Source organism: Microbacterium sp. S308A+ (assembly GCF_049800815.1).
Classification (GTDB): Bacteria; Actinomycetota; Actinomycetes; order Actinomycetales; family Microbacteriaceae; genus Microbacterium.
In genome coordinates this window covers 164,732-184,674 of sequence record NZ_JBNAFT010000002.1, presented here as the reverse complement: position 1 = coordinate 184,674, position 19,943 = coordinate 164,732, and the positions used below count along the sequence as shown (strand labels likewise).

The 19,943-nt window shown below is 69.5% G+C and carries 20 protein-coding genes; 4 read left to right on the top strand and 16 right to left on the bottom strand.

The window, feature by feature from the left end:
- Positions 1–8: 8 nt before the first annotated feature.
- Positions 9–926, bottom strand: a complete 918-nt coding sequence (locus tag ACP15J_RS06675; protein WP_424936235.1) for an NAD-dependent epimerase/dehydratase family protein — start codon at positions 924–926, stop codon at positions 9–11.
- Positions 923–2,056: a glycosyltransferase gene (locus ACP15J_RS06670; protein WP_424936234.1), complete on the bottom strand. Its 1,134-nt coding sequence runs from the start codon at positions 2,054–2,056 to the stop codon at positions 923–925. Before ACP15J_RS06670 ends, ACP15J_RS06675 begins: the two co-directional genes overlap by 4 nt.
- Positions 2,057–2,316: 260 nt before the next feature.
- On the opposite strand from ACP15J_RS06670, the gene ACP15J_RS06665 reads away from it, so the two are divergent.
- Positions 2,317–4,137 carry a DUF4012 domain-containing protein gene (locus ACP15J_RS06665; RefSeq protein ID WP_424936233.1) on the top strand — a complete coding sequence of 607 codons (1,821 nt, stop codon included), beginning with the start codon at positions 2,317–2,319 and terminating at the stop codon, positions 4,135–4,137.
- 71 nt (positions 4,138–4,208) lie between these two features.
- On the opposite strand, the gene ACP15J_RS06660 is transcribed toward ACP15J_RS06665, so the two are convergent.
- Positions 4,209–4,658 (bottom strand): GtrA family protein, encoded by a 450-nt coding sequence (locus ACP15J_RS06660; protein WP_424936232.1) that lies wholly within the window; start codon positions 4,656–4,658, stop codon positions 4,209–4,211.
- A gap of 66 nt (positions 4,659–4,724) precedes the next feature.
- Between ACP15J_RS06660 and ACP15J_RS06655 the strand changes: the two genes are divergently transcribed.
- Together ACP15J_RS06655 and ACP15J_RS06650 are read left to right on the top strand one after the other, a co-directional pair.
- A complete protein-coding gene (locus tag ACP15J_RS06655) occupies positions 4,725–5,522 on the top strand; it encodes a glycosyltransferase family 2 protein (RefSeq protein WP_424936231.1) in 798 nt (265 codons plus the stop codon).
- Entirely contained in the window at positions 5,519–6,994 is a 1,476-nt protein-coding gene (locus ACP15J_RS06650) for a hypothetical protein (RefSeq protein WP_424936230.1), read from the top strand. The genes ACP15J_RS06655 and ACP15J_RS06650 overlap by 4 nt, the downstream gene beginning before the upstream one ends.
- Before the next feature lie 69 nt (positions 6,995–7,063).
- Here the strand turns inward: ACP15J_RS06650 and ACP15J_RS06645 are convergent, their stop codons facing one another.
- The 3 genes from ACP15J_RS06645 to ACP15J_RS06635 all read right to left on the bottom strand — a co-directional run bounded on the left by ACP15J_RS06645 (position 7,064) and on the right by ACP15J_RS06635 (position 11,611).
- Positions 7,064–7,630 (bottom strand): NADPH-dependent FMN reductase, encoded by a 567-nt coding sequence (locus ACP15J_RS06645; RefSeq protein WP_424936229.1) that lies wholly within the window; start codon positions 7,628–7,630, stop codon positions 7,064–7,066.
- Between the two features lie 125 nt (positions 7,631–7,755).
- A complete protein-coding gene (locus ACP15J_RS06640) occupies positions 7,756–10,266 on the bottom strand; it encodes a bifunctional lysylphosphatidylglycerol flippase/synthetase MprF (RefSeq protein WP_424936228.1) in 2,511 nt (836 codons plus the stop codon).
- A gap of 37 nt (positions 10,267–10,303) precedes the next feature.
- Positions 10,304–11,611, bottom strand: a complete 1,308-nt coding sequence (locus ACP15J_RS06635; protein WP_424936227.1) for an alpha/beta hydrolase — start codon at positions 11,609–11,611, stop codon at positions 10,304–10,306.
- Between the two features lie 225 nt (positions 11,612–11,836).
- Here ACP15J_RS06635 and ACP15J_RS06630 point away from each other — a divergent pair, with 225 nt between their 5' ends.
- Positions 11,837–12,019, top strand: a complete 183-nt coding sequence (locus ACP15J_RS06630; protein WP_424936226.1) for a YegP family protein — start codon at positions 11,837–11,839, stop codon at positions 12,017–12,019.
- Between the two features lie 93 nt (positions 12,020–12,112).
- Here the strand turns inward: ACP15J_RS06630 and ACP15J_RS06625 are convergent, their stop codons facing one another.
- From ACP15J_RS06625 to ACP15J_RS06580, 10 genes are all read right to left on the bottom strand, one after another.
- On the bottom strand, positions 12,113–14,572 hold the full coding sequence (locus ACP15J_RS06625) for a bifunctional lysylphosphatidylglycerol flippase/synthetase MprF (RefSeq protein ID WP_424936225.1): 2,460 nt from the start codon (positions 14,570–14,572) through the stop codon (positions 12,113–12,115).
- Complete coding sequence (locus ACP15J_RS06620) at positions 14,569–15,873, bottom strand: alpha/beta hydrolase (RefSeq protein ID WP_424936224.1); 1,305 nt, start codon at positions 15,871–15,873, stop codon at positions 14,569–14,571. Before ACP15J_RS06620 ends, ACP15J_RS06625 begins: the two co-directional genes overlap by 4 nt.
- Before the next feature lie 116 nt (positions 15,874–15,989).
- A complete protein-coding gene (locus ACP15J_RS06615; protein WP_424936223.1) occupies positions 15,990–16,745 on the bottom strand; it encodes an amino acid ABC transporter ATP-binding protein in 756 nt (251 codons plus the stop codon).
- Entirely contained in the window at positions 16,742–17,539 is a 798-nt protein-coding gene (locus tag ACP15J_RS06610) for an amino acid ABC transporter permease (RefSeq protein WP_197219850.1), read from the bottom strand. Before ACP15J_RS06610 ends, ACP15J_RS06615 begins: the two co-directional genes overlap by 4 nt.
- A gap of 30 nt (positions 17,540–17,569) precedes the next feature.
- Complete coding sequence (locus ACP15J_RS06605) at positions 17,570–18,394, bottom strand: basic amino acid ABC transporter substrate-binding protein (RefSeq protein WP_424936222.1); 825 nt, start codon at positions 18,392–18,394, stop codon at positions 17,570–17,572.
- A 125-nt stretch (positions 18,395–18,519) separates the two neighbouring features.
- Positions 18,520–18,822, bottom strand: a complete 303-nt coding sequence (locus tag ACP15J_RS06600) for a Dabb family protein (RefSeq protein WP_424936221.1) — start codon at positions 18,820–18,822, stop codon at positions 18,520–18,522.
- Positions 18,819–19,094, bottom strand: coding sequence for a glutaredoxin family protein (locus ACP15J_RS06595; RefSeq protein ID WP_424936220.1), 276 nt, complete (start codon positions 19,092–19,094; stop codon positions 18,819–18,821). Before ACP15J_RS06595 ends, ACP15J_RS06600 begins: the two co-directional genes overlap by 4 nt.
- On the bottom strand, positions 19,091–19,393 hold the full coding sequence (locus ACP15J_RS06590) for a rhodanese-like domain-containing protein (RefSeq protein WP_424936219.1): 303 nt from the start codon (positions 19,391–19,393) through the stop codon (positions 19,091–19,093). The genes ACP15J_RS06595 and ACP15J_RS06590 overlap by 4 nt, the downstream gene beginning before the upstream one ends.
- Before the next feature lie 123 nt (positions 19,394–19,516).
- Positions 19,517–19,615 (bottom strand): 30S ribosomal protein bS22, encoded by a 99-nt coding sequence (locus tag ACP15J_RS06585; protein WP_003792170.1) that lies wholly within the window; start codon positions 19,613–19,615, stop codon positions 19,517–19,519.
- A 132-nt stretch (positions 19,616–19,747) separates the two neighbouring features.
- A complete protein-coding gene (locus ACP15J_RS06580; protein ID WP_424936218.1) occupies positions 19,748–19,939 on the bottom strand; it encodes a helix-turn-helix domain-containing protein in 192 nt (63 codons plus the stop codon).
- Positions 19,940–19,943: the final 4 nt, after the last annotated feature.

The following is a 19,943-nucleotide window of genomic DNA, read 5'->3' as shown; positions in this document are numbered from 1 at the left end:
CCTGTCCCTCAGGAGCGCAGCGCGGCCCAGGTGCGCGCGATGCCTTCGTCCAGGGACAACGGCTCCAGGGCGCCGAACTCGCCGGCGAACCGGGACGTGTCCAAGACGACGTGCTCGACGAAGGAGGCGGGCTTCGGGACGTCCTGGACGTCGAGGGTCCGTCCCGTGACCCGCTGGATCGCCTCGAAGACCTGATTGACCGAATGGCCGACGCCGCTGCCGATGTTGTAGACGCGATGCCGGGGCTCACCTCCCACCAGGGCGAGGATCATGGCGATCGCATCGTCGACGTAGAGATAGTCCCGCACCATCGTCCCGGCCCCGGATCGGACGACCGGGAGCCCTTCGGCGACTCTCCCCAGCACGATCGGGATGAGCCCCTGGCGCCGGGTCGGCGGCTGCCCCGGTCCATACGGGTTCGAGATCCGCAGGATCACGGACTCCAGCCCGTACTTGGCATGGAAGTAGGAGAGGTAGTTCTCGATCGCGAGCTTTCCGATGCCATAGGGGGAGATCGGCTCCGCAAGATCGTTCTCGGAGAGAGCGGCCTTGCCCCGGTCCCCGTACACGGTCCCGCCGCTGGAGGCGAAGTAGAGACGTTCGACGCCCGCGTCGACGCAGAGCTTGAGCAGCTCCACCGTGTGGAACACGTTGGTCCGCAGGTCGAGGAACGGGTCGTCGTCAGAGGCGACCGGCGTCGTCATCGACAGGAAGTGGAAGACCTCCTTCTTTCCCGCGAGAGCCCTGGCGAGATCGCCTTTGTCGAGGAAGTCTCCGGCGAACCTGGTCGCTCCGTCAGGCAGCTCACGCACCGGCTCCCGACTGAACCTGTCGAACGACGTGACCTGCTGTCCCGCCGCGACGAGCGCCGAGACGAGAGGGACACCGAGGAAACCGTTGCCTCCCAGGACGAGACTGGCGGTCACCGGCGCTCCCCGACCGCCCGGGCATAGATCGTCTCCAGCCGCCGGGCGCAGAGCCCGATGTCGAACTCCTCGCGGATGAGGGCACGCCCCTGCTGCCCCATCGACCACGCACGCGCGGGATCCGAGAGCAGCTGCGCCAGCGCCGCCGCGAACGCCTTCGGATCCTTCTCCTGGACGAGCATCCCGGTCCGCCCGTCGGCGACGGCCTCCGGGATCCCCGAGTGGTAGGTGGAGACGACCGGCACGCCCATCTGGGCGGCCTCGAGGATGATCGTCGGCAGCCCCTCGGAGTCGCCGTCACTCGCCGTCTTCGACGGGGCGGCCAGGATCATCGTCCTCGCGACCTCTTCCTGCACCACCGAGTGCGGCTGGCTCCCGAGGAAACGGGCGTTCAGCCCGTGCTCCCTCGCGCGTCGCTCCAGCGACTCCCTGGTCTCACCGTCGCCGATGACCGTCAGCTCCGTGTCCCTCAGCTCCGCCGGGAGGAGGCTCATCGCCTCGATGAGGTCGTCCACGCCCTTCTTCTCGGTGAAGCGTCCGACGAAGAGGACGCCACGGCGCTCCTCCTGCGGAGAGGGCACCGCGTCCTCCCGCATCTCGACGCCAAGGTGCACGACCTCGACCTTGTCGGGGTCGGCACCGCGGGCGATCGCGCTCTCTCGCATGAACGCGGAGTTGGCCGTGATCGTCGTCGCGTAGTCGAACGCCTCGCGGAGGCGGGCCGCCTCTTTCTCCGCCTGTCGTGGGTCCGAGGCCGTCCTGGTCACGTCGTAGCCGTAGACGCTGACGACCAAGGGGATGCCCAACCGCCGCAGCGTCGGCGTGATCAGCCCCGCGTCGAGAGCGAAATGCGCATGCATCACATCCGGGCGCCGCTTCCGAAGGAGCCTCTCCAGGCGACGAGATCTCCTCGTGATCTGGAAAGCCCTCAGCATCGCTCGCGAGAAGTTGTAGCCGCGGAAGGGGAAGAGGTCGCGATCGCTGGCGAGGGAGGAGCGCAACGGCGCGAATCCGAAGGTGTCGACATCCGTCGTCCCCTGCTGCAGCGTCTTCGCCTGCAGGCGGATGAATGTCTCGCTCCCCGCGAGAAGCCGGGTGCGCCAGAACCCCACTCTCAGACGATCGGTCACTGCTCATCCCTTCCCCGGGCTCGCTGGCGGAGTTCTCCTCCTGCTGCCAGGGCGTGAGGCCGCATGCCGTCCCGATGTGGCGACGGCCACGCCGACGCCCCCCACGCGCGCAGAACCACAATAACCGATGGGATCGGCCTCGACCGGTCTGCCGGCGTGACGCCTTGCTCCGATCGGACCCGAGAAACGCCGGCGAGACGGCTGCGGCGACCGGAACGGAGACGCGGGGTCCTCTCAGTTATGGCCGATATGATCCCCGGGTGAGCACCAGCACTTCTTCCCACCGGCGCCGGAAGCGGCGCCGGCCGCTCCTCAAACGCGCGGCTTTCTGGGTGCCCGTCTCGATCGGCGTCGTCCTCATCGGCTTGATCGTCGGAGGGGGCCTGGCGGCGAAGAGCCTCTACGAGCAGGCCATCTCCGCCAAGGGCGATCTCGAGAAGGCCGTCCCGCTCGTGGGCGAGGTGGAGAAGAGCATGCTCGCCGGCGACGCCGCCGGCGCCCAGGTCACGGCGACGAAGATCGCCGAGTACACCGCCGCGGCGAAGGCGAAGACCGATGGTCCCCTCTGGCGCGTCGCCGAGGTGGTGCCCGTGGCGGGGGCAAACCTCGCCGCGGCGCGCATCGCCGCGTCCTCGGCCGATGCGCTCGTCCGTGACGCCGTCGTGCCGCTCACGGCCTTGAGCCTCGACGCCCTGGTGCCCAGGGACGGCGCGATCGACCTCGCCCGCCTCACCGAGCTCGCCGGGGTCGTGAAGAAGGCCTCGACGAGCGTCGAACAGGTGAAGAAGGAGGTCGCCGGGATCGACCGTGGCGCGCTCGTCGACCAGGTCGCCGGCGGTCTCGGCATGCTGGACGACGCCCTGGCGAAGGTCGAGCCGGTGCTCGAGCCCACCCACAACGCCTTGACCCTGATGCCCAAGGCCCTCGGCTCCGAGGGGCCGCGCAACTACCTGGTCCTGTTCCAGAACAACGCGGAGTCCCGCGGAACCGGCGGCAACCCCGCCGCCATCGCGATCGTCACCGCAGACCAGGGCAGGATCTCGATCACGCAGCAGGCCTCGTCGAGCGACTTCAAGAACGGTCGCGCCGAGCCCGTCACGACGATCGACTCCCAGACCCTCGCCCTCTACACCGACAAGATCGGCCGGTTCATCCAGGACACCACGCTCACGCCGAACTTCCCGACGACGGCGGAGATCGCCCGTGCCTTCTGGGCGGAGTCCTTCGGCACCCCCATCGACGGAGTCGCCTCCTTCGATCCGGTGGCCCTCAGCTATCTCCTCTCCGCGACGGGGCCGGTGACGCTGACCACGGGAGAGGAGCTGACGGCCGAGAACGCCGTGCCGCTTCTCCTGAACGAGGTGTACGCGAAATACCCGTCCACCAAGGACCAGGACGCATTCTTCGCGGCGACCGCGGAGGCCGTCTTCCGCGGCCTGCTCTCCCAGCCCTCCGACCCGAAGACCCTCGTCGACATGCTGGCGAAGGCGGCCGGGGAGGGACGTCTCCTCTACGCCCCGAACGACAGGGACGAGTCGGCTGTCATCGCCGGCACGCTCGTCAACGGCACCCTGCCCGAGATGAACGCCGAGGCGACCACCGTTGGCGTCTACGTCAACGACATCACCGCGGGCAAGCTCGACTACTACATGCAGCTCGACATCACCGCGGACAGCAACCAGTGCGAGGCGAAGGACGGGAGCCCCACCTTCGGGATCACCGCGACCCTGGCCAACACCCTCACCGCCGCCCAAGTTCCAGGGCTCGCGGAGTACATCTCGCCGGGAACGTATTTCCCCAAGGGCATCGTGTCGACCGACCTTGTCATCTACGGACCGGTAGGAGCGACGCCCACCACGGTCACCGTGGACGGCAAGGAGGTGTCGTTCACTCCGATGCCGCACCTGGGGCGCAACGCGGTGAAGGTCAATGTGGAGACGGGGCCTGGGCAGACGGCCCAGGTGTCGGCCACCTACTCGGGAGCCGCCGGCGCCTACGGACCCCTCGAGGTACGTCATACCCCGATGGTGCGCCCGACCGGGGTCACGGTGAACGCACCGGGCTGCACCGCCACGGGCTGACCCGCGACCCGCGGAACGCAGGCGATGGTCATGGCGCCCGTCGGCGCGCTTCGACGCAGGGGACGGCGCGGTCAGCGCTGGACGGCGCGAGCAGGACGGAAGACGATCCCGTGGTAGAGGATGAAGCGGACGACGACGATGATCGCGATGCTCGCGAGATTCACCACGTTGACGATCGCAGCCCCCGGCGCATGCCCGAGAAGCGCGCCGGCGGCCTCGGTCCCCGCCCAGACGAGGAGCGCACCGAGCGCGGTGCAGACGAGGTTCGTGGCCAGGAAGAGCACGATCTCTGCCGCGCGTCCACGGCGGTCGCGATGGCGGAACGCCCACTCCCGGTTGCCGAAGTAGGCGTTGACCAGGGCGACGAGAGAGGCGACGACCTTGGCGGTCACGACGTCCCACCCCAGCACGTAGACGAACAGGTTGAAGGCGCCGACCTCGATGAGGGTGCTGATGCCGCCGATGACGAGGAAGCGACCGCCGACCCCCGCGATCCGGCGCAAGCGAGAGCGACGATCCATGACTCGACTAGACTACCGGGGCGGTGCGTTGTGCGCCGTCTTCGCCGCCCGCTGACCGAGGAACCCGTGCGCTTTACCCACCTCGTGGTCGTGATGCCGGCCTACAACGAAGCAGAGGGCATCGTCGGCTTCGTCGACGAGCTTCGCGAGACCCTCCTTCCGTTGACCAAGGATCTGACGGTCGTCGTCGCGGATGACCGCTCGACGGATGACACGGCGCAGATCCTCTCGTCCTTCGACGGCGTACGGGTGGAGACCCAGCCCGCAAACCGCGGCCATGGCCCGACCGCTCTCGCCGCTTACCGGGCCGGGCTCGCTCTCGCCCCCGACGCGATCGTCCACGTGGACGGCGACGGGCAGTTCCTCGGCGAGGAGATCGCGGCCGTCGCCCTGGCCCTCGCCGACACCGGCGCGGACGTCGTGCACGGCGTCCGCGGGGGACGCACCGACCCGTGGTTCCGGCGCGCGCTCACCGCCGCGGTGCGGGTGCTCGTCGCCGCTGCCGCCGGCCGAGGGGTCCCGGATGTGAACACGCCCTTGCGCGCCTATCGTCCCGCGGTCGCCCGCGCGCTGGTGGACGCGGTGCCCCGGGACGCCCTCGTGCCCCACGTGCACTTCTCTCTCGCGGAGGTCCGCGCCGGCTACCGCGTCCGCTACGTCCGGGTCCGCAGCATCCCGCGCCGCGGCGCCTCCGCCACCGGCACGATGTGGGGTCGCGCGTCGCGGATCGCCCTCCCTCCTCGGCGACTGCGCGCGTTCGCACGGGACGCCCTCCGCGAGGCCTGGACCTGGTCGCTCCGTCCCGGGGCTCCGCTCCGGTCCATCGCCACGGCGGCCCGGCCCTCCGGGACGAGCACGTCATGAGCCGTCGTCTCGCCACGATCGCCTTCTGGGCGCTGGCCGCGATGCTTCTCGTCGCCAACGTCCTGGTCTGCTGGCACAGCCTCACCGTACTGCGGCTCTGGGAGGACGAGGCCTTCAACCTCACCGTGCCCCGAAACCTCCTCGCCGGGCTCGGGTACACGAGCGACGGCACCCTGTCCGGATCGCTCCTCACCCCCTTCGACGCCCGCATCTCCACCGGACCGGCCGTGCTGCTGCCCGTGGCAGGCGTGCTGGCCACCGGAATCGATCCGGTGATCGGCGCGCGCCTGGTCCCGCTCGCGTACTGGGCGCTGCTCGTCGGCGGGCTGTGGATGCTCGGCCGGCACCTGGCCGGACGGTGGGGCGGTCTCGCCGCCGCCGCCCTGCCGCTCGCCTTCAACGGCGCCCTCTCGGTGTCGCCGCTGCAGGGGCCGGCCGACCTCCTCGGGGAGGTCCCCGCCGCGGCACTGCTCGTGTGGGCATTCGTCGCCCTTTCCCGCCGACCCTGGCTCGCCGGGCTCCTGTTCGGTCTCGCCCTCCAGGCGAAGTACATCTCGTTCCTGGCCCTGCCGGCGTTCGCCGTGGCGCTGTTCGTCCTCACCCGCCACGCGCCCCTCGGAGCACGACTGCTGCGGACGCTGCGGCGCGCGATCCTGCCCCTCGCCGCGGCCGCGGTGCCGACAGTCCTGGTCGAACTGGTCACCTTCGTCTCCCTCGGCCCTCGAGGTTTCGTCGACCACCTGCGCAGTGTGCGGGACTTCCTCCTCGACGGGGGGCAGCGACACCTCACCCCCCCGACCATCCCGCAGAAGTTGGAGACCTTCGCCGGTTCCTGGTTCGTGCCGACGTGGACCGCGGTCTCGGCCGGTCTCATCGTGGCCGCGATCCTCCTCATCGCCCTCGTGCTCTCCCCCGCGCTGCGCGGCGACCACGAGGCGATCGCGCTGATCGCCTCCGGAGCGGTCGGCTTCCTGGTCTTCCTCGGCTGGTGGGCGCAGGCCGCGAGCTCACCGCTGTGGATCCGCCACCCCGCGGTCGGCCTTCTCGCCTTCAGCCCCCTCCTGGCCGCCGCGGGAGTGCGCGCAGCCCAAGAGCTCTGGCGAGGCGAGGGCGTGAAGGCTCAGGCGGTCCGTCGCACGTCCGCGGCGCTCGCCGGCGCGGCGCTCCTGCTCCCGATCGGCGTCGCGGGAGGAATGCACGCGGCGCAGGCCGTGACCCCGCCGACGGCCGAGACCTTGGCCGCGCAGCGTGCCGCGGCCGCCCCGTTGGCGTCCTGGGTCCAGGAGAACGACGCGCACTGGCTCGCCGCGGCCCCGTGGGGCCCGGCGGTCTCGGCGGTCGTCCTCACGGGTGCGCACGTCGGCCTCTCCGACGCCCCGGCGATGCAGCATGTCACACGCCTGAGCCTGGACCCCTGTCCCGGGCCGACGCTCCGCGAGTCGGGTCCCTACCGTCTCTGCGCGGCTCCGTAGGCCACACGAGAAGGCGCCATAGTGGCGGCGGCTTCCGGGAGGTCGCCGCCACCGTGGCGATGTCACCCGTCAGCGGGCGGGACTGAGGGTCTTCGCGATGTGAGTGTGGAACGCCCTGAGCCAGGACAGGAGGAACTCGGCGGTCGAGGAGTCTGTCACCTCGCCGTCGTCGGTGATGAGGCCCTCGGTGGAGTGCAGATATGCCTCCGGCTGCGCGAGCTCCGGTGAGGCGAGGAACGACAGGACCGAACGCAGGTGTTGCTGGGCGACGGCCGTGCCGATCGCGCCGATCGAGGTGCCGATGACCGCGGAGGGCTTGCCGGCGAAGCTGTTCTGCCCCCACGGCCGGCTCGCGGTGTCGATCGCGTTCTTCAGCACCCCCGGCACGGAACGGTTGTACTCGGGGGTGACGAGGAGGATGCCGTCGGCGGCCTCGATCTGCTTCTTGAGCTCCGCAGCCTCGGCGGGGATCGCCGTGTCGTGGTCGGCCGAGTAGAACGGCAGACCCTTGATCGGGATCTCGGTCAGGCGCAGCTCCGCCTGCGGAGCGAGCTTCACGAGCGCCTTCGCGAGGCGCCGGTTGATCGAGGTCGAGGAGATGCTGCCGATGAGAACGCCGACGTCATAGGTGGTCATGCGGGCTGTTTCCTTCCGTATTTTCCATGCAGGTGCATATACCTGCCCTGCAGGAAAACCCTCGCCAGCCCGCGATCATTCCCGCCGCGGCCGACTTCTCGCGGAGACTTCTCGGACGCGCGATCCTATTGGTTCAAGGTCTTCGCGAGGGCGAGGTACTCCTTGGGCGACACCTCGGGAAGGTAGGCGTTGCCGATCGCGAGACCGATCGTGGGCAGCTGCGCAGGATCGGGATAGGCCATGAGGATCGTGCGGTACTCGGGGTTGAACTTGCTCTTGAACCGGAACAACGACGTGAACCCGTAGGCCGGCTCCAGAACCGTCGCCAGCCAGCCGAGCAGCCGCGTCATCACCGTCGGATCCGGAGCCTGCTCGCCTGGCGCGAGGGGCTTCTGGGCCAGCGGCGCACCGGACAGGCTCATCACCTCCACACCCTCCTCCTTCATCCGGAAGGCAGCGGAGGCGATGACGAACTCCATGATCCCGGAGGTCGACTCGTCTCCGCGGCGCATGAAGTCGATGGTCCAGCCCGTGATCCGCCCGTCGGTCCAGCTGGGCAGCCAGCTCGTGATCGCCTGGAGCCCGCCGTCCGGCCCGAGAGCCAGGAACAGGGCGACGTCGGGGTCTTTCAGCTCCTCCATGCCGCCGAGCGTGAAGCCCATCTCCGGCAGTTCCTTCTCCGAGACCCACTGCTCACTGATCGCGTTGATCTGGGCGAGGACGGACGCGGGCAGGTCGGCCCACGACGACCACAGCGTCGTGATGCCCTCGCGCACGCCCTTGTTGTATGCCTGCCTGACCTTCGCCCACGGCTTGCCGGTGAGTTCGAAGCCGGCGAGCGGGACGACCGTCTCCTCCCCGACCGACATGGTCTGCCAGCCGAGGCCCTCGAAGACGGGACGATAACGGTCGTGGACGCTGTAGAACACCGGCGTCCACCCCTGGCTGTCACAGTGGTCCGCAAAGCCGCGGACCGTCGCCGCCTCGTCCTCCTTCGCGCAGACCGGATCGGACATCGTCAGCGCGATCCCGTTGATCACCCGGTAGGCGACCGCACCGGTGCCCTCGGGGGCGAACCAGTAGTCGTTGCCACGCCAGGTGCCCATGAAGCCGAGCGTCCCGCCGCCGCCCGCGCGAAGGAGCGCCCGGAAGCGCGCCTCCCCTTCGGCGTCGCGGTGGACGATCGTCGCTCGATACAGCACGAGGATCGCGACAGCGAAGACGATCCAGAACACCACGCCGACCCACTGGTACGCGAACAGGACGAGGCCCTCCGTCGGGACCACCGGCACCGGGACCGGCTGCAGGAGTCCCGCGGGGAGGAACCGGCGGACCACGTCGAGGAGCACGTCGCCCGCCGCCACGGGAAGCAGGAAGGCACCGGCGGGCGAGAGCAGCACCAGCGCGACATAGCCTCCGGCCAGGACGACGAACGCCCCGGTCACGGTCAGCGTGAACCGCAGAGCGGCACGGCGCGGCGCCCGCACCCGATAACGTCGCCAGGTGACGAGCAGGAGCACGATCACGGCGACCGGCAGGAGGACCGCCAGCAGCGCCCAGATCACGTACTCCAGACCGACGTCCGTCCGCGTCGCGGCGTCGAACAGCTCGCCTGCGCCCAGCCCGACAGCGGTGACGATCGCGACGACGGCATTGACCGCGAGGGCGAGGAACCACGCCGCACGGCGGCCGAGGCGCAGCCCCCAGGCGGCGATCAGGCTCAGCAGGAGCGGCATGAGGCTGAGCAGGAACGGTCCTGGTCCGTCGGTGAGCACGCGACCGATGTCGGTGAGACAGGCGTCGCTGAGCGTCTCGGAGGTGTCGCAGCGCTCGAAGACCTCCTCGGCGTCCACACCGGAGAACCCGGCGACGACGAGGGCGAGGGGCCCGTTGGCCATCCCGGAGACCAAGGCGATGAGCGGGCCCAGGCCGGTCACGGCGACCATGGCCGCGACGATGGTCCGCGTCTCCGCGTAGGAGCTGCGGTGCCAGGCCCCTGCCGCCGCCCCGCGGGCGAGGACGAGGCCGACCACGACGCCGAGGATCGCCGACACGAGCCGGAAGAGGCTGTCGGCGTCTCCCGCATACAGGACGAACATCAGGATCACCGCGAAGCCGATGATCCTGATCCGGCGGCGGAAGAGCACGGGAGCGAACGCGCTTCCGGCCATGACGACGCCGAGGACGCCGATCGCCGGGTCCAGGACGAAGCCGGCCTCGAGCGACAGGCCCCAGAGCAGATCGCCGTTCGTGAGCAGGGACTCGAGGCCGAACCCGAGCAGGATCCCGAGGACCCCCGTGCCCAGGAAGACGAGCACGCTGTGGAGCGTCCCCAGCTTGCGCTCGGCGTACGCCATGACGGTGAGGACCAGGGCGATCGTCAGCAGAGCCTCGACGGCCGAGTCCGGCACGAGGAGCGCGGTCACCGGCGACCACCATGTCCCTTGGGCGAACGTCGTCAGCGGGCTCGCGGCGAGCTCCGCCGGGGCGTTCCCCCACAGCGTCCCGAATCCGATTCCCGTGCCCAGGAGCGTCAGGGACAACAGGATCGCGAACGGGTGCCGTCGCGCATAGCGGAGGATCGGCGAGCGGCGCGGTGTGGGCGAGGCGACGTCGGGCGTCGTTGTCGTCGACATGGAGGGCCTTTCAGGACGGATGGTGAGAGTCAGGCGGCTAGGAGGCCGGCGGCGCGAGCCCCAGATGCGGGAACAGCGCACGGTAGGCCTCGGGGATCCCCTTCTGCAGCGCGGTGACCACGTGGTCGGCGTCGGGGATGACGAACGTCCTCGTCTCGAACCCCGCCTCCCGTGCGACAGCGGCGGACCTCTCGGCGCGGGGGATGTACAGCGGGTCGTTGGCTCCGACCGTGAAGATCGCGACATGACCCGCGAAGCTCCCCTTGTTCCGCGCGGCCACGGCTGCGGGCTTGGCGGCGTCGTACGCGGCCTGGTCGCCGCCGAAGATCTGGGCGAGGACCTGATCCGGCTCCTCCGAGCCTTGATAGTCCTCGCCCGAGATGCTCACGACGTTGCCCCAGACGTCCGGATGCTCGGCACCCCAGGCGAACGCACAGGCGCCGCCGTTGGAATAGCCGCTGATCGTCCAATCCCGGTGATCGGCGGTGACCGGGAGCTTGCCCAGCGCGTACGCCGGGATGTCCTTGTTGAAGTAGGTGGAGACCCCGCCGAAGGCCGCGGAGTCGGCGCATGCGGGGTTGTTCTCATCGCCGCCGAGCTGGTCGGCGACGATGACGATCGGCGCGAGCCCCTTGTTCTCGGCCGCAAGCTTGTCCATCGCCTCCTGCATGAACTGAGGCGTGGGCGCCCCGGGCTTCCCCATCATGTGCACGACCAGAGGCAGGGGCGGAGGGGCGGCGACGAGCGCGGCGGGCGGAAGGTAGACCGAGGCGTTGCGGGGCACGAACCCCGCCGACGAGGGGATGGCCTCCGCGTTGCCCAGCTCCAGGACCTTGCCCTTGGCCGGCATCCCGGCCGGTGGCTCCCAGCTCTTGTAGAGGGGCCCCGAGGCGGCAGGGGGCGTCGCCGGCCCGGGAAGCGACTCGGCCTTGTCGAGGGTGGACTCTCCGATCAGATCGCCGATCGTCCTGTCGATGCCGAACTGGGCGTTGACGCCGAGCGTGACCGAGAGCAGCACCATCACGATGGTGAGCGCGGCCACGACCTTGCGCCAGACCTTCGTGTCCCACAGGCTCACGATCGCGAGCCCGAGGAATCCCAGTCCGGCGCCCGCCCAGAACGCGAGCAACGGGGGCAGCGTGATCAGGACACCCGAGATCCGCAGGACGAGCACCGTCCCCACCCCCACCACCGCCCCGCCGAGGACGGCGACCAGGGCTGTCAGCGCCCCGCGGAGCGTCGGGCGGCGCACCAGCAGCACGACGATCAGGATCGCGGTCGCGCCCCAGACCGTCAGGGGGAACGGACCGTCGACGATGTTGGTCTTCAGAAGCCAGGACGGCATGCCTACTCGATTCGACGTCGTAAGGGGCCCGAGAGTCATGATAGCCGGGGTCTCCGCCACCACTGCGGACGTGGCGGCGGAGCGTCACCGCCGTGCGTCGCGGCAGGAGCGGCCGCTTACGTGTTTCCCCCTAGCCGTCGTGTCGTCCTGCCCTTTCCCACGCCGGCGTCGCTAACGTGTGCTCAGGGGCGCCGTCGCGCCCGATCCGGATCGAAAGGACGCACAATGGCGGGGAAGTTCGAGCTATACCAGGACAAGGGTGGCGACTACCGCTTCCGACTCAAGGCGGGCAATGGCGAGATCATCGCCACGAGCCAGGGATACGCCTCGAAGTCGAGCGCGCTCAACGGCATCGATTCGGTTCGGCGCAACGCCTCCGATGCCGAGGTCGTCGAGACCGAGGCCTGAGCTCTCCAGCTGACGCCCCGTCCGGATCCGTCCGGGCGGGGCGTCATCGTGTCCGGGCAGGGCGTCGGCCGCGGCCGCATGACACGTCGCGAGTCAGCCCGAGAGCGTGCGCATGAGAGCCAGATATTCCCGGGGAGACACCTCGGGCAGGTAGGCCCTGGCGAGCGCGACACCGATCGTCGGAAGCTGAGCGGGATCGGCGTAGGCGAGGTACAGCGCCCGGTAGTCGGGGTTGAACTTCCCCTTGAACCGGAACAGCGACGCGAAGCCGTAGGCCGGCTCCAGCACGCGGCTCAGCCAGGCCAGCAGCTCGGTGAGCGCGTCCGGATCGGCGGTCTCGTCCGGAGCCTGGGCGAGCGGCGCACCCGAGAGGCTCATGGTCTCCAGCCCCTCCTCCTTCATCCGGAGGGCCGCCGAGGCCAGCAGATACTCCATGACGCCGGACATCGCCTCGTCGGCTCGCCGCATGAAGTCGAGCGTCCAGCCCACCAGCTCGCCGTCCTTCCAACAGGGCAGCCAGCTCGTCACCGCCTGGAGCGCGCCGTCTGGACCGATCGCGAGCATGAGCGCGACGTCCGGATCCTTCAGCTCCTCGACACCGCCGAGGGTGAAGCGCATCTCGGGGAGCGCCTTCTCAGACACCCACTGCTCGCTGAGCGCGTCCAGTTTGGCCGTCAGCGCCGGGCCCAGATCCGCCCACCTCGTCCACAGCGCGGTCAGGCCGTCCCGCGTGCCCCGGTTGTACGGCTGGCGGACCTTCGTCCACACCTTCCCCGTGAGCGCGAACCGCTCGAGGGGCACGACCGTCTCCTCGGCCACGGAGAGGTGCTTCCAGCCGAGATCCCGGAAGACCGGCAACGACTCCTCGTGCGTGCTGTAGAAGACCGCGGTCCAGGCGTTGCTGTCGCAGAAGTCGATGAAGCCCCGGATCGTGCTCTCCCTGTCCTCCGGGGCGCACACCGGATCGCCCACCGCGATCGCGATGTCGCCTACCACCCGGTAGGCGATCGCGCCGGCACCGTCCGGGGAGAACCAGTGGCTGTTCCCCGCCCAGGTCCCCATGAAGCCGAGCGTGCCGCTGCCGTACCGGCGGAGGCGGTCGCGGAAGCGCTGCGCATCATCGGTGGCCGTGTTGGTCCGCGCGCGCAGGAGGCCGAGCATCGCGACCGCGAAGACGCCCCAGAACATCGCCCCGACGCCGCGATGGATCCCCCGGGGAAGGCCGACGAGAGGCGTCGAGGTGCCAGGGCGCCCGATGCCGGTGGGAAGGAACCGCCGGACCGCGTCCCCCAGCACCGTCCAGAAGCCGCCGGATCTCGTGAGCGTGAGCACGAGCAGCGTGTCCGCGACGAGGAGGAGGACGAAGGCGAGGACGACGATCAGCGCGAACCGGCGTACGGCCGCCCTCTCCGCACGCACGGCGAACCGGCGCCGCGTGAGGACGAGAAGGAGGCAGACCGCGAGCGGGACGGCGATCGCGAACACCGGGAATCCGGGGAACTGCTGGTTGAAGGCGGCGAGGGATTGAGGGTGCTTCGCCGTGCGGACCACCAGGCTGATCGCCGTGAGCGTCGCCATCGTGACGTTGACGCCGAGCGCGAGGAACCATGCCGCACGACGCCCGGACCGCAGGCCCCATGCGGCGACCAGGCAGAGCACGAGGGGCACGATGCTCATCAAGAAGGCCCCGGTGCCCGCGGCGACGATCGCGGGGACGTCGACGACGCACCGTTCGGTCGCCGCACGCGCACAGCGCGACATCACCGAGCTGATGTCGGCACCGCGCAGCCCGGCGATCACCGGGGAGAGCGGGCCTGCGCCCACACCGGTGAGGATCACGATGAGCGGGCCGAGTCCGGTCACGGCGACGATCGCGGCGACCAGCGTGCGCGTCTCACGGTAGGAGCTGCGGTGCCAGGCCGGATGCGAGACGCCTCGGGCCAGGACGAGCCCGAGGAACAGGCCAAGGAGCGCGGCGACGAGGCGATAGAGGCTCTCGGCGTCGCCGGCGTAGAGGATGAACATCACGAGCCACGAGAAGCCGATGAGGCGGATGCGGCGCCGATAGAGCGCGGGGGCGAAGGCGCTGGCCGCCATCACAGCGCCGCAGATGCCGATCACCGGGTCGGCGACGAGGCTCGACGTCCCCGCACGTGCCCAGACCTCGCCCCAGGCCGCAGCCAGCTCCTGCACCCCCACGCCGAGGATGATCCCGACGATGCCCGTCGCGAAGAAGAGCGCGGCGGTGCGCCTCGTTCCCAGGAGCCGTTCTGCGTACGCCAGGACGGCCACCGCCAGGAGCAGCGTGAACAGCAGCTGTAGCACGGAATCCGGGACCAGGAGGGCGGTGATCGGCGTCCACCAGCGGCCGCGCTCGACGATGGCGACCGGGCTCGCCCCGATCATCTCGGGCTCCGCGGTCCACAGCGACCCCGTCGCCAGGCCGGTCACGACGACGAGCACGCCGAGCGCGGCGGAGAACGGGTGCCGGCGGACGAAGGCGGCCGTCCGGGAACCGAACGTCCGCACCGCGACGGTGATCTTCGCGGTCATCTCCCCGCCAGCCCCCATCGCTCCGCGAGCAGCTCGAACGACTCCTTCAGGCCTTCGCTGAACGCGGTGTTGGTGTGCGACGCCCCCTGCACGATGAAGAAGCTGACGTCCCAGCCTGCCGCCTGTGCGGCATCGGCCGCGATCTTCGCGCCGGGCCCGTATTTCGTGTCCTCCGACCCGGCGGTGAAGACGGCCCGGCGGTCGACGTACGCGCCGGGGTGGTGGAGGAGGACCGACTCGGGCTTGTTCGCGTCGAAGGCGGCCTCGTCACCACCGAACGCGCCGTCCAGCACCGAGGCCTTGTCACCGAAGCCGGGCCACCTCTCGCCCGAGACGTCGATCAGGTTGCCCCAGATCTCCGGGTGCTCCGCGCCGTAGAGGAAGGAGCAGGCCCCGCCGTTGGAGTATCCGCTGATCGTCCAGAACCGCGGATCCTGGAGCACACGGATCTTGTCCTTGATGTACGTCGGGATGTCGACGTTGAAGTACGTGGAAACCCCACCGTAGGCCTTCGTGTCGGCGCAGCCGGGGTTCTGCGAGGTCTCCCCCAGCTGGTCCGCGATGATGACGATCGGCGCGAGCCCCTGGTGCTTCGCGGCGAACTCGTCGACGATGTCGCGCACGATCGAGGAGTCCGGGGATCCAGGGAGCCCCATCATCTGGACGAGGACGGGGAGCGGCGGCGGGTCGACCACCCGCGCGGCCGGAGGGAGGATGATCGTCGCATCCCTCGGAGCGAACCCCGCCGTGGACGGGATCGCCTTGTCGCCGCTCAGGGTGAAAACGGCGCTGCGCCCCGGCATGTCGCTCGGCGGATGCCAGCTTTCCATGAGGGGAGCGGTCGAGGTGGCCCCGGGGTCTGGCGCGGGCAGGGCACCCAGCTGGGCATGCGTGGAGATCCCCAGCAGCTCACCGGGCGTGCGCTGCAGGCCGAAGGCGGCGTTGACGCCGATCGCGCCGGCGAGGACGCCCGCGACCACGAGCACGATCGCAGTGACCTTGTGCCACCAGCGGGAGTCCCACAGGCTCACGACAGCCAGACCCATGGCCGCGAAGGTCGCAGCGGCCCACCAGCGCACGCTCTCCGGGATCGGCCCGCCGTAGAGGTTCGCCCCCTCGGTGAGCACGGCCGTGAGGAACCCGATCACCCCTCCCGCGACGACGGCGACGGCCACCCGGCGCACCCAGCGACGCCTCGGCCGGCGGACGAGCAGAACCAGCGCCGCGGCGATCGCGACGCCCCACACCGTCCACGGGACGACGCCTTCAGCGATGTCCAGCGTGAGCAGCCACTGCGGCATGAGCCCCTCTTCCCGCACCGCTCCGGTCCCTCCGGGGGTGACGGCCCATCCTAGAACGGCCGTCTTCGCGCGTGCCCGGGGAAACGCTGGGGGCGCCCCGGGATCATCCGGAAGGACTACAGCACCTTGGAGAGGAAGTCCCTCGTACGCTGATGCTGCGGGTTCGCCAGCACGTGACGGGGATCGCCCTCCTCGACGATGTTCCCCCCGTCCATGAAGATCAGCCGAGACCCGACCTCGCGAGCGAAGCCCATCTCATGCGTCACGACGAGCATCGTCATGCCCTCGTCCGCGAGAGCGCGCATCACCTGCAGCACCTCGTCCACCAGTTCGGGGTCGAGTGCCGAGGTCGGCTCGTCGAACAGCATCATGTCCGGGTTCATGCACAGCGCCCGCGCTATCGCGACCCGCTGCTGCTGCCCGCCGGAGAGATGACCGGGGTAGGCGCCGGCCTTCTGGGCGAGGCCGACCCGGGACAGCATCTCGTGGGCGACCTTCTCCGCCTCGGCCTTCGACCGCCTCTTCACTCGTCTCTGGGCGATCGTGAGATTGCCCAGCACCGTCATGTGCGGAAAGAGGTTGAAGCTCTGGAACACCATGCCGATGCGGGTCCGGACACGGTCGATGTCCGTGTCCGGGTCCGTGATGTCGATCCCCTCGATGCGGATCGTGCCGGCCGTCGGCTCCTCGAGCAGATTCACCGATCGCAGCAGCGTCGACTTGCCCGAGCCCGAGGGCCCGATCACGCACACGACCTCTCCGGCGGTGACGGTGAGGTCGATGCCCTTGAGCACCTCGTTCTCGCCGAAAGTCTTGACGAGCCCTTGCACGTCGATCGCCGGGGCGTGGACGTCGATCAGATCGGTGCTCATCGTGCCCTCGCCATCCGACGCTCCAGCCACGCCGTGAACCGCGTGAGCGGGATCGTCACGATCAGGTACAGGATCGCCGCCATGATCAGCGGCGTCGCGTTGGTGTTCTGGGTCGTCGCGTCGCGGGCGAACGTGGTGAGCTCCTTCGACCAGATGAAGGTCCCGGCGACGAACAGGAGCGAGGTGTCCTTCAGAAGCAGGACGAACTCGTTCGTCAGCGGCGGGATGATGATCCGGAACCCCTGCGGGACGATGATCCAGAACGTGGTCTTCAACGGAGACATGCCCAGCGATCGCGACGCCTCGGTCTGCCCCTTCGGGACCGCCTGGATCCCCGCCCGGATGGTCTCCGCCATGTATGCCGAGGCGACGAGCACGAGACCGATCAGCCCGAGCACGACCGGCCCGCCGAGGTCCTTGCCAGGGACCCCGACCGCGATCGGCACGATGAAGGCCACGCCGAAGATCGTGAGGAGCGCGGGAAGCCCGCGGAACAGCTCGATCCACACCGTCGCGATCCAGCGGAACGGGCCGATGCTGGACAGCTTCATCAGCGCGAGCAGGACTCCCAGCAGCAGACCGCCGGCGAAGGCGACGACGGTGAACCACAGCGTGTTCACCAGCGCGGTCGTGACGATGGCCGGGAACATCTTGATCGCGACCTGCGGGTTGAAGAACAGGGTGCCGAGCCGCGCCCAGTCCGCGCTGAGGGCCGCCCAGACGACGAGCGCGAGCAGCACGGCGTAGACCGTGTACCGGTAGATCCTGTTCTTCGTCGTGCGCCTCAACGCCATCGTCGGGCTCCTCCCCTCACGTCGCGACGCCTACTTCTTCTCGGTGAGGTACTGGTCGTAGATCTTCTGGTACTCGCCGCTGTCGCGCAGCTCCTTCAGAGCGCCGTTGACGGCCTCGCGCAGCGCATCCTTGTTGCCCTTCTCGAAGGCGAAGCCGTACTGCTCGTCGGTCTCGTAGGTCTCGACGATCTTGTAGGCCGGGTCCGACTGCTGGTGCACGAAGTTCACCGGCTGATCTTGGAGGATCGCGTCGATCTGCCCTGCCTGCATGGCCGGCCACAGCTCTCCGTCCGACGGGTACTGCACGATGCTCGCGCCCTTGGCGTTCTCGTTGGCATAGGCCTCGCCCGTGGTGCCCTGCTGGACGCCGACGTTCTTGCCGGACAGGCCGGCGACGCCCTTGATGCCGGAGTCGGCCCGGACCAGCAGCGACTGCACGGAGTCGTAGTACGGGTCGGAGAAGTCGATGTTCGCCTTGCGGGCGTCCGTGATGGTCATCGCCGAGGCGCCGAGATCGCAGGTGCCGGCGGCGAGGGTCGTTCCCGACTGCAGCGCGTCGAAGCCCACGTCCTGCACGGAGATCTTGAGATCGAGCTTCTTGGCGATCGCCGTGAGCAGGTCGATGTCGAAGCCGGAGAAGCCCGACTCGCTCGACGTGTCCTCGACCTCGAACGGCGGGTAGGGCACGTCCGAGCAGACCGTGAGCGTCCCTGCGGAGACCAGGCTGTACTCGCCGCCACCGGAGGGCGCGGCGGAACCGGAACCTCCTGTTCCGCCGCCCGCGCAGCCGGCGAGGGCGAGAGTGGCCGCGGCGGCGAGGACGAGTCCGGCGGCGAGTGGGGTGCGACGGTGCATTGGCTAGCTCCCTTTGTCAATGGGCACGAGGCCCGGGACGATCTCGGGTGGAGCCCATCTTGACACGACACACGACGTTCGCCGCACCTCCGGCCCGCCGGGACGCATCACGATCCGGTTGCGGATCAGAGCTCGATGTCCACCGCCGCACGAGATGCGACGACCGACCTCACATACGCGACCACTTCCTGATGGGCCGGATGCCCCTGGTAGGCGTCGAGACCGGCGACGTCGTCGAAGTCCGCCACCAGCACGAGGTCCCAGTTCGCGTCGGGGTACAGGGTGTTCGGTCCGGCCGAGATCGCACGGATCGAGGGCACGACGCCCTCGAGGGCGCGCAGCCGATCGGCCGCCTCAGCCGCATGCCTGGCGCGCTCTCCCGCGTCCTCCGCCGCCATCTTCCACATCACGACGTGTCGCAGGGTCATCGCGCCTCCTCGCGAGCCCGAAGGGTCAGGGCGTCTCGCAGGCGATCCGGCGACACCCGCCAGTACGCGTGGAGCTCCCCGTCGATGAGCACGACCGGGATCTTCTCCCACCAGCTCTCGGAGAGCGCCGCGTCGTCGAGGATCGACGTCTCGGTGATCTGGATGTCCTCGGCGAGCGCATCTGGCAGATCGGCGATGACCGCGTCGACGACGTCCGAGGCGACGTCGCAGAGATGGCAGTCGGGCTTGCCGATGAGCGTGATGCTGATCACGACGCGGGCGTCTCGACGGCGCGCCCCTGCGCGATCCATTCGCCCGTGCCGCCCTCGACGTTGGTTGCGTCGTACCCCCGCGACTCGAGCGCCTGGACCACGCGCGCGGAGCGCCCGCCCGCCTGGCAGATCACGTCGAAGGCCTCGCCGGGGAGCTCGGAGAGGCGCTCGCCGATCTCTGACATGGGGATGTTCACAGCGCCGGGAACGTGGCCGGCGGCGAACTCGTCGCGTTCGCGCACGTCGATGAGAGGGATGCCCGAGCGTTCGGCGAGCTGGACGACGGTGATCGACTTCATGGCTGCTCCCGGTGCCGTCCCGGGGGCGGGCCGGCGATCGAAGGAAGGACGGGTATGGAAAGAGCGTACAGACACGAAGCGCCCCTGTTGACTCTCGTCAGGGGCGCTCGGTGCCTGGGCCGCTTACTTCTTGTTGCGGCGCTGGTGGCGAGTCTTGCGAAGCAGCTTGCGGTGCTTCTTCTTCGCCATGCGCTTGCGGCGCTTCTTGATGACAGAACCCACGGAAACCTCACTACGTCAGGGGCTGGGCGCCGCTCGTTCGCAGCGCCCGGGATCGGGCACGGAAAATGCCTCGGGACAGTTTAGCGTACGCGCAGCGCGAGCCTGTCGCCGCCGGTCGAGCGCCGCCTTCGGTCAGCCGACGTCGGCGACGGGGCGACGCAGCGCGTCGGTGACGGCGGACTCCGGCACGCGATAGCTTCGGCCGAATCGGATCGCCGGCAGCTCTCCGGCATGGACCAGCCGGTAGACGGTCATCTTCGACACGCGCATGATCTCGGCCACCTCGGCCACCGTCAGGAAGCGCACGTCCGGAATCTCGGGCATCCCC

Coding starts and splice junctions, on each gene's coding strand:
- ACP15J_RS06660 (WP_424936232.1), bottom strand. CDS start 4,658: ATGGATCGTCGCTCTCGCTTGCGCCGGATCGCGGGGGTCGGCGGTCGC.
- ACP15J_RS06650 (WP_424936230.1), top strand. CDS start 5,519: ATGAGCCGTCGTCTCGCCACGATCGCCTTCTGGGCGCTGGCCGCGATG.
- ACP15J_RS06645 (WP_424936229.1), bottom strand. CDS start 7,630: ATGACCACCTATGACGTCGGCGTTCTCATCGGCAGCATCTCCTCGACC.
- ACP15J_RS06640 (WP_424936228.1), bottom strand. CDS start 10,266: ATGTCGACGACAACGACGCCCGACGTCGCCTCGCCCACACCGCGCCGC.
- ACP15J_RS06635 (WP_424936227.1), bottom strand. CDS start 11,611: ATGCCGTCCTGGCTTCTGAAGACCAACATCGTCGACGGTCCGTTCCCC.
- ACP15J_RS06630 (WP_424936226.1), top strand. CDS start 11,837: ATGGCGGGGAAGTTCGAGCTATACCAGGACAAGGGTGGCGACTACCGC.
- ACP15J_RS06625 (WP_424936225.1), bottom strand. CDS start 14,572: ATGACCGCGAAGATCACCGTCGCGGTGCGGACGTTCGGTTCCCGGACG.
- ACP15J_RS06620 (WP_424936224.1), bottom strand. CDS start 15,873: ATGCCGCAGTGGCTGCTCACGCTGGACATCGCTGAAGGCGTCGTCCCG.
- ACP15J_RS06615 (WP_424936223.1), bottom strand. CDS start 16,745: ATGAGCACCGATCTGATCGACGTCCACGCCCCGGCGATCGACGTGCAA.
- ACP15J_RS06610 (WP_197219850.1), bottom strand. CDS start 17,539: ATGGCGTTGAGGCGCACGACGAAGAACAGGATCTACCGGTACACGGTC.
- ACP15J_RS06605 (WP_424936222.1), bottom strand. CDS start 18,394: ATGCACCGTCGCACCCCACTCGCCGCCGGACTCGTCCTCGCCGCCGCG.
- ACP15J_RS06600 (WP_424936221.1), bottom strand. CDS start 18,822: ATGACCCTGCGACACGTCGTGATGTGGAAGATGGCGGCGGAGGACGCG.
- ACP15J_RS06590 (WP_424936219.1), bottom strand. CDS start 19,393: ATGAAGTCGATCACCGTCGTCCAGCTCGCCGAACGCTCGGGCATCCCT.
- ACP15J_RS06580 (WP_424936218.1), bottom strand. CDS start 19,939: ATGCCCGAGATTCCGGACGTGCGCTTCCTGACGGTGGCCGAGGTGGCC.